This is a genomic window from Streptomyces sp. NPDC091209 (assembly GCF_044757755.1).
Taxonomy (GTDB): Bacteria; Actinomycetota; Actinomycetes; order Streptomycetales; family Streptomycetaceae; genus Streptomyces.
Genome location: NZ_JBIVVR010000007.1, coordinates 338,414 through 350,772, shown reverse-complemented (window position 1 = coordinate 350,772; position 12,359 = coordinate 338,414). Strand labels below are relative to the sequence as shown.

Annotated in this window: 11 protein-coding genes and 1 tRNA gene; 3 read left to right on the top strand and 9 right to left on the bottom strand. The window is 70.1% G+C overall.

Translation table 11 applies throughout. The features are described 5' to 3' along the window. Positions 1-10 precede the first annotated feature (10 nt). The 7 genes from ACIQRL_RS22515 to ACIQRL_RS22485 form a co-directional block, all read right to left on the bottom strand. The gene (locus ACIQRL_RS22515; protein WP_401334085.1) at positions 11-2,749 is read right to left on the bottom strand and encodes a Tat pathway signal sequence domain protein; all 2,739 of its coding nucleotides are present in this window, start codon (positions 2,747-2,749) and stop codon (positions 11-13) included. Between the two features lie 101 nt (positions 2,750-2,850). After that, positions 2,851-3,468 carry a hypothetical protein gene (locus ACIQRL_RS22510; RefSeq protein ID WP_401334082.1) on the bottom strand — a complete coding sequence of 206 codons (618 nt, stop codon included), beginning with the start codon at positions 3,466-3,468 and terminating at the stop codon, positions 2,851-2,853. 46 nt (positions 3,469-3,514) lie between these two features. Then, positions 3,515-4,414: a carbohydrate ABC transporter permease gene (locus ACIQRL_RS22505; protein ID WP_401334079.1), complete on the bottom strand. Its 900-nt coding sequence runs from the start codon at positions 4,412-4,414 to the stop codon at positions 3,515-3,517. Then, positions 4,411-5,367 (bottom strand): carbohydrate ABC transporter permease, encoded by a 957-nt coding sequence (locus tag ACIQRL_RS22500; RefSeq protein ID WP_401334076.1) that lies wholly within the window; start codon positions 5,365-5,367, stop codon positions 4,411-4,413. The genes ACIQRL_RS22505 and ACIQRL_RS22500 overlap by 4 nt, the downstream gene beginning before the upstream one ends. A gap of 11 nt (positions 5,368-5,378) precedes the next feature. Continuing rightward, complete coding sequence (locus ACIQRL_RS22495) at positions 5,379-6,689, bottom strand: extracellular solute-binding protein (protein ID WP_401334073.1); 1,311 nt, start codon at positions 6,687-6,689, stop codon at positions 5,379-5,381. 1,687 nt (positions 6,690-8,376) lie between these two features. Continuing rightward, positions 8,377-8,448: transfer RNA gene (locus ACIQRL_RS22490), tRNA-Val, on the bottom strand. Between the two features lie 81 nt (positions 8,449-8,529). Continuing rightward, on the bottom strand, positions 8,530-8,964 hold the full coding sequence (locus ACIQRL_RS22485) for a TIGR02611 family protein (RefSeq protein ID WP_401334070.1): 435 nt from the start codon (positions 8,962-8,964) through the stop codon (positions 8,530-8,532). 191 nt (positions 8,965-9,155) lie between these two features. On the opposite strand from ACIQRL_RS22485, the gene ACIQRL_RS22480 reads away from it, so the two are divergent. Continuing rightward, the gene (locus ACIQRL_RS22480) at positions 9,156-9,569 is read left to right on the top strand and encodes an SsgA family sporulation/cell division regulator (RefSeq protein ID WP_003959770.1); all 414 of its coding nucleotides are present in this window, start codon (positions 9,156-9,158) and stop codon (positions 9,567-9,569) included. 547 nt (positions 9,570-10,116) lie between these two features. After that, positions 10,117-10,674 (top strand): CGNR zinc finger domain-containing protein, encoded by a 558-nt coding sequence (locus tag ACIQRL_RS22475; RefSeq protein ID WP_401334067.1) that lies wholly within the window; start codon positions 10,117-10,119, stop codon positions 10,672-10,674. Positions 10,675-10,817: 143 nt separating this feature from the next. Here ACIQRL_RS22475 and ACIQRL_RS22470 read toward each other — a convergent pair whose 3' ends face one another. Next, a complete protein-coding gene (locus ACIQRL_RS22470; RefSeq protein ID WP_167455603.1) occupies positions 10,818-10,970 on the bottom strand; it encodes a hypothetical protein in 153 nt (50 codons plus the stop codon). 155 nt (positions 10,971-11,125) lie between these two features. Then, on the bottom strand, positions 11,126-11,566 hold the full coding sequence (locus tag ACIQRL_RS22465; RefSeq protein ID WP_401334064.1) for a hypothetical protein: 441 nt from the start codon (positions 11,564-11,566) through the stop codon (positions 11,126-11,128). A gap of 174 nt (positions 11,567-11,740) precedes the next feature. On the opposite strand from ACIQRL_RS22465, the gene ACIQRL_RS22460 reads away from it, so the two are divergent. Further along, a complete protein-coding gene (locus tag ACIQRL_RS22460) occupies positions 11,741-12,280 on the top strand; it encodes a DsbA family protein (protein WP_401334062.1) in 540 nt (179 codons plus the stop codon). Positions 12,281-12,359: the final 79 nt, after the last annotated feature.

Here is a 12,359-nt window from a genome sequence, read left to right as displayed (position 1 = left end):
GAGGGGGCGGTCACGAAGGCATCCTGTCGCCCAGGAGCGCGAGGTTCTCGATGGCGGCGAGGCCGTACAACGCCGTGTCGTTCGTGTAGACCCAGTCGGCCTCGCTGCCCGGCACCAGCGTGACAGGACCGCTCAGCTTCTCCGTCTTCCACGGCGAGGACTCGGTGTAGCCGTCGGAGCTGTAGAACTTCGTCCACGCACGGGTGGCGAGGGCCGCCTCGCCGGTCTGCACGGCGGCGTACGCGTCGAGGCGCGAGTGGCCCTGGAAGAGCAGCAGGGTGCCGAAGTTGGTGCCGTATCGGGCCGCCTGTTCGGCCTTGGTGGCATTGAAGTAGCGGCAGTAGTCGAGGTAGGCGTTCTTGAAGGCGGGCATGTCGACGAGATCGATGAGTTCGGCGCACAGTTCGTTCAGGCCGAAGACCGCGGAGAGGTGCGAGACGCCGACCACGGGCTCCGTGGCGACGGCGAACCGGCCGGTGTCGAGGTCGTAGAGGCCGCTGCCCTGGACGAATCCGTTGGGCTGCGCGGCGATGGTCTCCATCGTCGACAGCACGCGGGCCTTGGCCTTCTCCCACTGGGGGCCCTTGCGCTCCCACTCGGTCAGCCACGCCGAGACGAGCCCGCTCCAGTCCGTGCCGAAGCCGATCGACAGCGCGTGCCGGTCGGGGGTGTACGGCTCGGTGCGGATCTTGCGGATCGGGTCGAGGACGAGGAAGGTCTCGTCGGAGTCGACGTTGGCGTGCATGAGGTCGCCGACGCGCTCGTCGGCGGTGAGGAAGTAGTAGTAGCGCCGGTAGGTGGTGTTGGCGATGCGCTGCTGTTTGGCGCTGTCGGCGTAGTGCTGCACACCGTGCCGGGTGCCGAGCCCCGCCCACTGGCCGAGGTGGTAGACGTCGACCTCGCCGGTGTGCCGGGTCATCGCCTCGGCGAAGCGGAAGATGTCCGCGCGGCCGCTGCGCAGATACGCGAACCAGAGCCAGAGGTCGGGCGACAGCTCGGAGTTGTCCCAGGCGTAGCCGCCGATGTCGTAGCGCCACTGGTGCCGGACCGGGTCGTACGAGTGCATGATGTCGCCGTAGTCCCAGAAGCCGTACCAACGGCGCATCTCCACCTGGTCCTTGTAGTAGGTGAAGAGGAAGTCGAGGTGGTCCTCGATCTTCGCCTTGGCGGGGGTGGACCGGTCGGGCTCGGAGTAGAGACCGGGGCCGAAGACCTTCGCCTTGATCAGTTGCCTGGGCGGCGCCGCGAGCTGCGGCAACACGCGTACGGCGTCTACCTGTTCGGCAAGTCTCTCGGGCGTGGGCGTCGACTCGTTGGCCCAGAAGAGGAGTTCGGAGGTACGGGCGATGCCGTAGGGCGTGCCGAAGCCCGGCTCGTAGTCCTCGTAGGTGATGTTGAGGCCTTCGAGCTGTTCGGCGTACGTGTCCTGGCCCATGCCGTCGTGGTAGAAGCGCAGGTCCATGGGCCGGGCCTCGGGCGACCAGAGCCAGAGGGTGACCTCGGCCTCGTCGGTGTGGGCGTCACGGATGTCGAGCTGGGCGGGGAACTTCTCCCAGAAGTCCCGCAGCCCGAAGGAGAATCCGCCGGTCGGCCCGCCGACGTAACCGAAACCGGAGGCCCGCCGGCCGCCGCCGGCGCCGATCCAGCCGTACCCCTTCCTGGTGCGCTTGCGCAGGGTGAAGCCGTCGGCGGAGAGCTGGGAGAGGGTGTAGTCGCCCCACTCGGGGATGTACTGGAGCCGGGTGGTGACCCGTTGGTCCCAGGTGGAGGGGTCGGCGAGCTTCTCGCCCGCGAACTGGGCGGCCTGGACGGCGGCTCCGGGGTCGCGGCGCAGCCCGGTGACGCCCTTGACGGCCTCGCGGAGCAGACCGGTGCCGTCGCCGCCGATCCGGATGTGCCGGTCGTAGGCGGCGTCCCGCATCGGCACGGTGAAGCGGACGCCGAGCCCGCGGACGAAGTCGCCGCTGCTCTTCCCGGGCTCCTGCTTTCCGTCGAAGGTGATCGTGTGCACCATGCGGAAGGAGTCGGCGCCCGCGTAGAAGTACAGGCGGACCGAGAACGGCAGCCAACTGCGGTCACCCTTGCGGTGTTTGCCGTCGATGCGGACGACGGCCCGCACCGGGCCCTCCTGCTCGACCTCCACCTCGGAGATCGCGCTCTCGAAGCGCTCGAACTTCTCGGCGCCCTGGTGCTCGTCCTCGATCTCGGGCTGGCGGACGAGGACGAGCCGGCCGTTCCTGGCGATCTCGGTCGTGCCGCGCGTCACGGACTTGACCAGCGTGGAGCCGCTCCTGCCGATCCTCGCGGTGATGACACCGGTCGATATGTCGATGGTGCCGCCGCTCTTGTCGACCGTGACCTTCTGCTCCGGGGCGGCGGGTTCCCCGGCGGCCAGCGTGAGCTTGCCCGTGTCCGAACTCACCGCGTGCGCTGTCCACTTGAGGGAGCCGTCCGGCCAGTAGGCGATCGGCCAGGACTGTACGGGAACGGCCTTGCCGTCGGCGTCCGTGAGGGCGAACGTCTGGTCCTGCTGGTAGGTGCCCCTCGGCCAGGGCACGCCGACGGTGGAACCGGGGGCGGCTCCGAGGCCGCCGTCCTCCAGCCAGTCCAGGGTCACCGGGTCCGCGTCGGAGGCCCCGGCTCCGGGGGCGGCCTGCGCGTTCGCCGTTCCGAGCGCCCAGCTGAACTGCGCGGCGGCTCCGGCGACGGCGGCCGCCTTGAGAAGGGACCTGCGGGGGATGGGAGACATGGCCTTTCCTTTCCTTTCGGGATGGTCAGGGGCATGACAGAGGTAAGGGCATGGCGGAGACAGGCCGGGCGCTCGGTGCTCCGGCCCGTGGGAGCGCGGACTCAGCGGCGTCGCCTGCGCTCCTCGACGGCGACGGCCGCCGCCGCGACGGCCCCGAGGACCGGGACCGCCAGCGGAGCGACGAGCAGGGCGGAGCAGGCCACCACGGCCAGCCCGCCGACGAGCAGGAAGGATCCGGCGGGATCGAGGACCGTACGGCGTCCGGCGTCGGCGAGCAGGTCGCGCCAGGCCGCCCCCGGCTCCCAGACCGCGGCCGCGCGCAGTCCCGCGATCGCTCCCCCGATCAGGGCGAGGAGCCCCACGGCCCCGACGAGCGGACCACCGGGGATTCCGGCGCGCACGGCCTGGACGTCCACCCAGACCGCCGCGGCCCCGGCCCATCCGGCGACTCCGACGAGCCAGCCACCCCGTACGGCGGCCCGGAAGTCGGTCACGAACTCCCGCCATCCACCGGCCTCATGAGCCGTACGCCGGCGCAGATGCCGCGCGCCGGCCGCGAACGCGGCGGGAACGGTGACCAGGGGCAGCGAGGCCGTCGCGATCCACACACCGGTCAGCAGACACTCCGCGAAGACGGCGAACCGCTCGGCGAGGACGGATTCCCGGGGCGCCCTGCGGGCCTCGGCCGCCCTGGCCCGCCGCCTCGCGCCACCTCGCACGGGCGTCCGGGCCCCGGCTCGGGATCTCGGCTGGGTGACGGCCATCTCAGCCCTTCAGTCCGGAGGTCGCCATACCGTCGATCAGATACCGCTGGAAGGCGAGGAAGAAAAGGAGTACGGGCAGCAGCGCCACCAGTGACATCGCGATCATGCCGCCGTAGTTGGCGATCCCCTCCTGGTCGCGGAACATCATCATGCCGAGCGAGACCGTGTACTTGCCGGGCTCGTTGAGGTAGATCAGCGGGCCCATGAAGTCGTTCCAGGCGTTGATGAAGGTGAAGATCGCGCTGGTGATGAGGGCAGGACGGCACAGCGGCAGCACGATCGACCAGTAGATCCGCAGATGCCCGCAGCCGTCGAGCCGCGCCGCCTCGTCCAGCTCGCGCGGCAGGTTCCGCATGAACTGCACCATGAGGAAGACGAAGAACGCCTCGGTGGCCAGGTACTTGCCGATCAGCAGCGGCACATAGGTGTTGACCAGCCCCGCCTTCTGGAACATCACGTACTGCGGAATGAGCAGCACGTGGTACGGCAGCAGGAGCGTGCCGATCATCAGCGAGAAGAGCAGGTTCCGCCCGGCGAACCGGATCTTGGCGAAGGCGTACGCGGTGAGCGAGCAGGAGATCAGGATGCCGACGACGGAACCGAGCGCGTAGAAGAGGGAGTTCTGGAAGAAGGTGGCGATCGAGATGTCGGCGATGCCGTTCGCCAGCCCCTTGAAATTGGCGAGGATCGGGCTGGTGGGGAACAGCCGCAGGCTCCCGACGATCTCCCGGCTCGGCTTGAACGAGGCGCCGAGGACCCAGAGCACGGGGTAGAGGACGACCGCGAGGACCAGCAGGACCCCGAGGTGCCAGGCGAGCGAGCCGGCGCGGCCGCGTCCGGGAGTCCGTGCGCGTCCCGCGGCGGCGCCGGAGCCGACCGCCTTGCCGGTGATGCCGCTCATCGGGCGTCCTCCTCGTAGTGCACCCAGCGCTTCTGCGTCCAGAAGAGGACGGCCGTCACCAGCGCGACGGCGAGCAGCAGCATCCAGGCCATGGCGGACGCGAAGCCCATCTGGGACTCCTTGAAGCCCTTCTGGTACAGGTAGCAGGTGTAGACGAGTGTGGCGTCGGCCGGACCGCAGGTGGTGTTGGAGACCACGTACGCCGAACCGAAGATCTGGAACGAGTGGATGGTCTCCAGGAGCACGTTGAAGAACAGCACCGGGGAAATCATCGGCAGGGTGATGCTCCAGAACCTGCGCAGCGGTCCCGCGCCGTCCACCTCCGCCGCCTCGTACAGCTCCTTCGGCACCTGTTTGAGCCCTGCCAGGAAGATGACCATGGGTGCGCCGAACTGCCAGACGGTGAGCGCGACCAGGCTGTAGAGCACCCAGCCCGGGTCGCCGACCCAGCCTCCGGTGTGGAGGCCGAGGAACGACTGCGTGCGGTCCACGACGGCGTCGTCGGAGAACAGCGCGCGCCAGACGAAGCCGACCGAGACGCTCGCGCCGATCAGCGAGGGGGCGTAGAACGCGGCCCGGTAGACGGCCTGGCCGCGGCGGCTCTGGGCGAGGAACAGGGCCACGCCGAGCGCCAGCAGCAGTTTGAGCGGTGTGCCGATGACGACGTACTTGGCCGTCACCTCGACGGACTTCTGCCACCGGGGGTCGTCGAACATGGTGGTGAAGTTGTCGAAGCCGATCCACCGCGGCGAATCGAAGAGGTTGTAGTCGGTGAAGGCGAAGTAGAGGGAGGCGGCCATCGGGCCCGCGGTCAGCAGCAGGAAGCCCGCGATCCACGGCGACATGAAGAGATAGCCGGCGAGATTCTCCCGGCGCCCCCGGCGCCTTTCGGTGACGGGGGCCGCGGGGCGTATCTCCGGGGCGTCGGGCGGAGAGTCCTTGACGAGCGTCACGGCGGTTCCCATCAGGCGGCGAGGGCGGTCTTCGCCTCGGAGAAGAACTGCTTCACCGCGTCGGAGACCTTCGTGGTGCCCTGCGACATGTCGCCGCCGATGCGCAGGAAGGCGGATTCGACAGTGTCGGCACCGGCCGGGTGCGGCGTGATCGTGCCGAGCACACCGGCCGCGGCGACATCCTGCTCGTACTGCGCGATGGCCTTGCTGGGGGCGTCGGCGGGCTGGAACGCGTCGAACTGTTCGGTGGTGGCGAGGATCCCGCGGTCGTACCCCATGATCTTGCCGACCTCGGGGTCGTGGACCATGAAGTCGATGAACCGGGCGACCTCCTTGGGGTGTTTGGTGTGCGCGGAGGCGCTGAGCATCAGGGAGGCGAGGTACTGGCCGGTCTGCTTGCCGTCGGTCGTCGGGATCGGCGCCAGGCCGTACGTGCTGTCGCCCTCGGCCGTGTAGCGGACCGTGAAGTTGTCCCAGGTGAACTCGGAGGCCGCGTGGCCCGCCGAGAGCGAGGACTTGGGCTTGTCCTGCTCGACCCGCTTGGGGTCGGTGATGATGCCGGCCTTCACGCGGTTGTAGCCGTCCGTCCACCACTCCGTCAGATCGGCCTCGTCGAAACCGAGTCCGTCCTCGGTGAAGAACGCCTTGCCGTTCTGCCGGAGATAGAGGTCGTACAGGTACATGATGCTGAAGTACCCGGTGTCGCCCGCCACTTTCTGGGTGTCGTGAATCTTCTTGAGCGCGGCGAAGTACTCGTCCCAGGTCCAGCCCGCCTTCGGCTTGACGCCCGCCTTCTCGAACACCTTCTCGTCGATGACAAGTGACATGGTGTTGGATCCGACCGGAATACCGAGCTGCTTTCCGTCGACCTGCCCGACCTTCTCGACTCCCGCGCGGAAGCCTTTCAGGCTGAGATTTCCGGCGTCTATCTGGGACTTGAGGTCGAGCAGGATCCCTCGCTTGTCGTACTTCCGCAGGAATCCAACGGCGTTCTGGAATACGTCCGGCGGATTTCCGCCCGCGGCCTGGGTCTGGAACTTCTCCCAGAAGGCCACATAATCCTGGAAGTCCGTCTGCACCTTGATCTTCGGATACTTCTTCTCGAAGAGCGTGATGGACTGGTTGATCCGCTTGGCCCGCTCGTCCGCGCCCCACCAGGCGTAGCGGATCGTCACCGTTCCGTCCCCGGCGCTGCCGCTGCCGCCTCCGCAGCCCGTCGTCGCGGCCAGCCCCAGCGTGGCCAGCGAAGCTCCGGCCGCCTTGAGGACCGTCCGCCTCTCGACACTCCCGTTGTTTCCCACTGTCGGGCCTCCCCGCACCATCGAACCGCTGCGTGAATCGTTTCAAGTAAGCGCTTGCTGGCACAAGGTACGGAGGGGTTCCGGGCGCGTCAATGATTCGGACAGGAATTGATGTGCGGCGCTCGGATCCCGTCGCGACGGACCCTGCGGCGGGGCCGGGACGCACGGAGCGGAGTACGCAGGTCGGGCGTCCGCGGTCGACCAGTCGAACGTTCCCTGGACGTTGGGGCGGGGTGGGCGCGCGGCTGAAAATGTACTGCCGCGGGGGGTGCTGACGGGGTGTCGACGGGGGCGGGGGAACGGAGCGTGAGCGGCGGCGGGGGCCGGGGTGGTCGGTCGGGGTGGGCATCCGGAGCGGGTATCCGGAGCGGGCGGGGGCGGCTCACATCCGCCGTTGGGCGGGCGGGATCGGCTCACCTCTGCCCCACAGGCGGGCGGGATCGGCTCACCTCTGCCCATGGGCGGGCGGGATCGGTCACGCCCGCCCACGGGGCGGGCGTCGGAGGGGATCGGCTCACGTCCGCCCTTGGGGCGGGCGGCGGACCGGATCGGCTCACGTCCACCCTTGGGGCGGGCGGCGGACCGGATCGGCTCACGTCCGCCCTTGGGGCGGGCGTCGGACGGGGCCGACTCACGCCTGCCCGTTGGGTCGGTCAGGTCGGTTCACGTGGGACGGGACCGGCCTCCGCCTTTCCCCGACGGAGGGTTCGCTCCAGGGGCCCCGGCCTGGTCACGCGTCTCCGGCGGCATCTCCCCGGCGCCCACAGCCTTGGCGCAACATCCTTGGCGGCACGGTCACGGCGCCACCGTGCCGGCGTCACCGCCACGTCGGCACAGGCACTGCACTGGCGGCACAGACCGGTTCGGCTCAAGCGCCATGCGCCAGAGCGGTGTTCGCCGACATGCCGACGGCAACGGGACGCCCGTCGGAGCGCCCCGCGGTCGAGGCGAAGGACCCAGGGGCGGGCGTCGAGGCATCGTTCGGCGATGGTGGCGCGACCTGACGGGCCGTCCGATGTGCGTCGAACGTCGAGACGTCCGTACGAGCCCGAGCCGGCCCGTGGGGCATCCCGCCCTCTGGATCAACGCAGCTCAGGCGGCCGACCTGGGCGCCCGGCGGATCCGAGCGCCACCGTACGGCGGCGCTCGTACGCCGTCCCCGAACGCCCGGCCGCCGCACCGAGGTGCCCTCGCGCCGGGCCACTGCCTGGTGACGCCCCCATGATCTACCGAGGCACCCACACCCTCAGACCGCCCGCGCGCGGCATACGCCTCCGGCTTACGGAGGCACCGCCCCCGCGCCAATCCCTGTGGGCCGGACGACGCGATCGGCGCTCTCGGCCCGAAGCGGCACCGTCGATCGCGGCGCTCCCGACGGGTCCACACCACCCCGCCGGCCGCTCCCGCACTCGGGACCCCGGAGCGGGCACAGGGCACCGGGCACCGGGCACCAACAGCGGCGAGGCGGTCGCGATCCGTCGCGCCCTGGGCCCGGAGGTCCGGGCCGCGGACCGGGGCCGCGCGCCTCGTGAGCAGGTCCGGTGGCACCGGGCGGCGCGCGTCGCCGTCGAGGCCGCGCCGCGGTACCGGCCCTCGATCAGGCCGCACCGGCCCGGAGCCGGGCCTTCGGCCAGTCCACCCCGGCCGCGTGACAACGAAGACGGCTCCGGTCCACGGTGTCGTGGGCCGGAGCCGTCTGTCGTATGTGTGGGCGATACTGGGTTCGAACCAGTGACCTCTTCGGTGTGAACGAAGCGCTCTCCCGCTGAGCTAATCGCCCGGGCGCAGGGAGAACATTACCCCATGTCAGGGGTGGCTTCGACCAGCGGAGACGGCTCGCAGGAGGCCCGGGCCGGCCTCGTCACTGCTTGACGTTCCACGGCATCACGAGGCCGAACTTCCAGAGGTACACGCCGACCAGGACGGCGACGATCACGAGGCCGATCGTGGTGAGGATGATGTTGCGGCGCCGGACCTTGGGGTCGAGCGCCCGCTGCGTCGCCTCCGTGACCTTGCGCTTCGTCCAGCGGAGCACCAGCTGGGCCCAGACGAACTCGGTCGCCCAGATCGCCATGCCGCCGAAGATCACCAGCCAGCCGGGGCCGGGCAGCGGAAGCATGATCACGCCCGCCACGACCACCGCGAGCCCGACGACGAAAACGCCCACCTGCCAGCTGACGTGCAGCGCGCGGCGCGCCTTGATGAATTCGGGCGCCCGCGAACCCAGCGCCCGCTCATTCTTCGCCCTGTCGTCCACCCTGGCGACCTCGCCCGGCTCGTCACTCCCCGTATTCATACGACCAAACCCTACCCGAGAGAAACCAGTCACCGGAATGGCCCTATCCGGAGAACGCGCCCTCGGCCGGATGAGTTACATAAAGACACGCAAAACACTCAGAGGGGTTTACAACGGCACCGTAGGTGGCATGTCGATTTCGCCGACGTGCGAATCCCCGAGCGCACACTGAGCGAAAGGCCCTGGCGCTTATGAACACCACGGTCAGCTGCGAGCTGCACCTGCGCCTCGTTGTGTCGAGCGAGTCCTCACTGCCTGTACCCGCAGGACTGCGGTATGACACGGCCGATCCCTACGCCGTGCACGCCACCTTCCACACCGGAGCCGAGGAAACCGTCGAGTGGGTGTTCGCCCGCGACCTCCTCGCCGAGGGCCTGCACCGGCCCACCGGTACCGGCGACGTCCGAGTCTGGCCGTCCCGAAGCCACGGCCAGGGCGTCGTATGCATCGCCCTGAGCTCTCCGGAGGGTGAAGCCCTGCTCGAAGCCCCCGCAAGGGCCCTGGAGTCATTCCTGAAGCGAACGGACGCAGCCGTGCCGCCCGGCACGGAACACCGGCACTTCGATCTCGACACGGAGCTCTCACACATCCTGGCCGAGAGCTGACGCGTCACCACAGAGCCGCCCGGCGCCGTCCACTCGGGGAGACGGCTCGGGCCCAGACAACCGCATAGGGAAGGCATGGCGCCGGCGTCGCGGAAAGTCCGCGGCGGCGGCGCCGCTGCGCGTCCACCGCCCGCCCTTGGGCCGACGCCGTCGGCCCACCCGGCCGACGGCCGGACACCTCCGCCCGCCGGGTTGCCCACAGCCCGGAAGCCCATCCACCCGACCTGCCCCACGATCAGCACCCCTCCGCAGACCTGCCCCACAGCCCGGCACCCCCGCCGACACGCCCCCGCCCGGCTGCACAGAACCCCGCTCCCCGTGAGCATCGCCTCGCTCACGCGCAGAGAGCGCTCCCTCCCCTCCCGCACCGGGGGGCACCTGGCTGCGGGCCGCCCCGCGAACTCTGCCGCCGGCCCCGGCAGGCCCTTCAGGGCACGGGCTCCGCGGTCGGTGCTACCGCGCCCGTCTCCGCCGCGCCGGGAAGCCACTACCATCGGCCAGCATCGGGCGGGCGCCCTCGCCCGACCCCCAGGCCAGGGAGCGAAACGTGCTGATCACCCACGACACCCGGTGCGCACTCGACGCCGTGGTGGATCTGGTCAACACCGCGCCGGAGGACGCGACGGCGGACGGACTCGCCGATGTGCCGTCCCTCGCCGATTTCGTACGAAAGCACGAGATCAGCGATGTCGGTGTGCTGTCGGAGCGTGATCTCGCGGCCGTACGCGCTGTCCGCGGCCTGTTCGCGGGGATCTTCGCCGCGGACGATCCGCGGGTCGCCGCCTCGCTGATCAACGAACTGGTCGCCGCCGCCGGCACCACGCCCCGGCTGACCGACCACGACGGCTACGACTGGCATGTCCACTACTTCGCGCCGGGCGCCTCGGTCGCCGACCACCTCGCGGCCGACTGCGGGATGGCGCTGGCCTTCTTCGTCGTCGCCGGAGAGCAGGAGCGGCTCCGCCGCTGTGAGGCCCCGGACTGCCGACGGGCCTTCGTCGATCTCTCCCGCAACCGCTCCCGCCGCTACTGCGACAGCCGCACCTGCGGGAACCGGCTCCACGTCGCCGCCTACCGTGCGCGCCGCAAGGAAGCCGCCGGCTGACAGGGCTGACAGGGCTGACGAGGATCGCGTGCCCCCGGCCATGGGGGTCGTACACCGTGGGGAAAGAGATGGCCGGCCGACGCCCCGGAGGGGCCGGACTGACGGAGCCCTCGGCGGGTGGCGCCAGGGGCTCCGTGTACAGCTCAGAGCAGCAGCAGGTCGTGCAGCGAAGCCATGAGCAGCAGACAGCCGATCACCGCAAGAAAGATCATCAGCGGCGGCTGGGAGAGCGCGAAGAGACAACCGCGCCGCTCCTCGGGCGGAGCAGCGGTGTCGCTCGTTGTTGTGTCCAGCATCTCGCGGGCGATGATGACGCAGAGGGCACCGGCTCCGCGATCAACACGCCCGGAATATACGGGAGTTCGCTGGATCATGTGACGGGCGCGCTCGAACGTGAACGGTTCCGCGCGTTCCCTGCGACACGCGTGCGATCTTGTGTCGCCTCAGACGGTCATATGCCGTGCTTCTTCAGGATCGCCTCGATGTCGCTGAAGTCGTCCCCGGAGCCCTTCGCCCGAGGTGTCGCGGCCGGCCGCGCGGCGACGCCCTGGCCAAGCGAGGGGGCCGAAGCCGCGGGGGCCACCGCTTCGCGCTCGGCGGCGGCCTTCGCGGCCTTGCGTTCCTTCCGCGTCCCGCCGCCCCGACGCTCGACAGCGCGGGTGATCATGAACAGCGCCCAGGCGCCGCCGAGCACCACGAAGCCGGCCCACGCCGTCGGGCTGAACGCGGTGTCGGCCAGCCAGCCGACCACTCCGGTCATGACCAGCCCGATCGGCACCAGGGAGTAGGCGGCTATGCGAGCGGCCTTCAGGAAACGCTTGCGGTAGGCCGTCACCGCGGCGATGCCCAGGCCGGCGACGGAAACGGCGGAGCAGACGGTCTCTGCGATCATTCCGGTCCTCCAGGCAGGGCTCGGTGGGACGGCGTCTCGTGCGTCCCTTCCATCCTGCACCGCCCCATGCCCGATATGCCATGGTCCGGGCAGACCTCAGGGACATCTCGGGGTCGCCGTCCTCCCCAGGTCCCGGTTGAGCCGCCCCCTCACGGGGCTGGAAGACTGGATCCCATGAACGACTCCTCCGGCTCCTCCGACTCCTCCACCGCGCGCCCGGCCCCCGTCGTCCTGGACGTCTGGTGCGAGCTCCAGTGCCCCGACTGCCGTGGCGCCCTCGCCGACCTGCGCGCGCTGCGTGCCCGCTACGGCGACCGTCTGGAACTGCGGCTGCGGCACTTCCCGCTGGAGAAGCACAAGCACGCCTTCGCCGCGGCGCAGGCCGCCGAGGAGGCCGCCGAGCAGGGCATGGCCTGGCCGTACATCGAGGCCGTGCTGGGTCGCGTCGAGGAACTGGACCGCGAGGGCGAGGCCGTCCTGGTCGAGGTCGCGCAGGAACTCGGCCTGGACGCCGAGGAGTTCGACACAGCCCTCATCGACGGCCGGCACATCCTGATCGTCGACGCCGACCAGGCCGAGGGCAAGGCGATCGGCGTCACCGGCACCCCGACGTACGTCATCGGCGATGAGCGTCTGGACGGTGGCAAGAGCCAGGAGGGCCTGCGCGAGCGGATCGAGGAGATCGCCGACCGACTGCTCGCCGAACAGGCCTGACCCACGCGCGGCCCCGCCCGGCCGACCCGCCCCAAGGGCTCCTTGAGGGCAGAACCGAGGTGCCTCGCGAAGCCTGGGC

Excerpts from the sequence above, each read along its gene's own strand:
- ACIQRL_RS22515 (WP_401334085.1), bottom strand. The coding sequence starts at position 2,749 with ATGTCTCCCATCCCCCGCAGGTCCCTTCTCAAGGCGGCCGCCGTCGCC.
- ACIQRL_RS22505 (WP_401334079.1), bottom strand. The coding sequence starts at position 4,414 with ATGAGCGGCATCACCGGCAAGGCGGTCGGCTCCGGCGCCGCCGCGGGA.
- ACIQRL_RS22495 (WP_401334073.1), bottom strand. The coding sequence starts at position 6,689 with ATGGTGCGGGGAGGCCCGACAGTGGGAAACAACGGGAGTGTCGAGAGG.
- ACIQRL_RS22485 (WP_401334070.1), bottom strand. The coding sequence starts at position 8,964 with ATGAATACGGGGAGTGACGAGCCGGGCGAGGTCGCCAGGGTGGACGAC.
- ACIQRL_RS22480 (WP_003959770.1), top strand. The coding sequence starts at position 9,156 with ATGAACACCACGGTCAGCTGCGAGCTGCACCTGCGCCTCGTTGTGTCG.
- ACIQRL_RS22470 (WP_167455603.1), bottom strand. The coding sequence starts at position 10,970 with ATGCTGGACACAACAACGAGCGACACCGCTGCTCCGCCCGAGGAGCGG.
- ACIQRL_RS22465 (WP_401334064.1), bottom strand. The coding sequence starts at position 11,566 with ATGATCGCAGAGACCGTCTGCTCCGCCGTTTCCGTCGCCGGCCTGGGC.
- ACIQRL_RS22460 (WP_401334062.1), top strand. The coding sequence starts at position 11,741 with ATGAACGACTCCTCCGGCTCCTCCGACTCCTCCACCGCGCGCCCGGCC.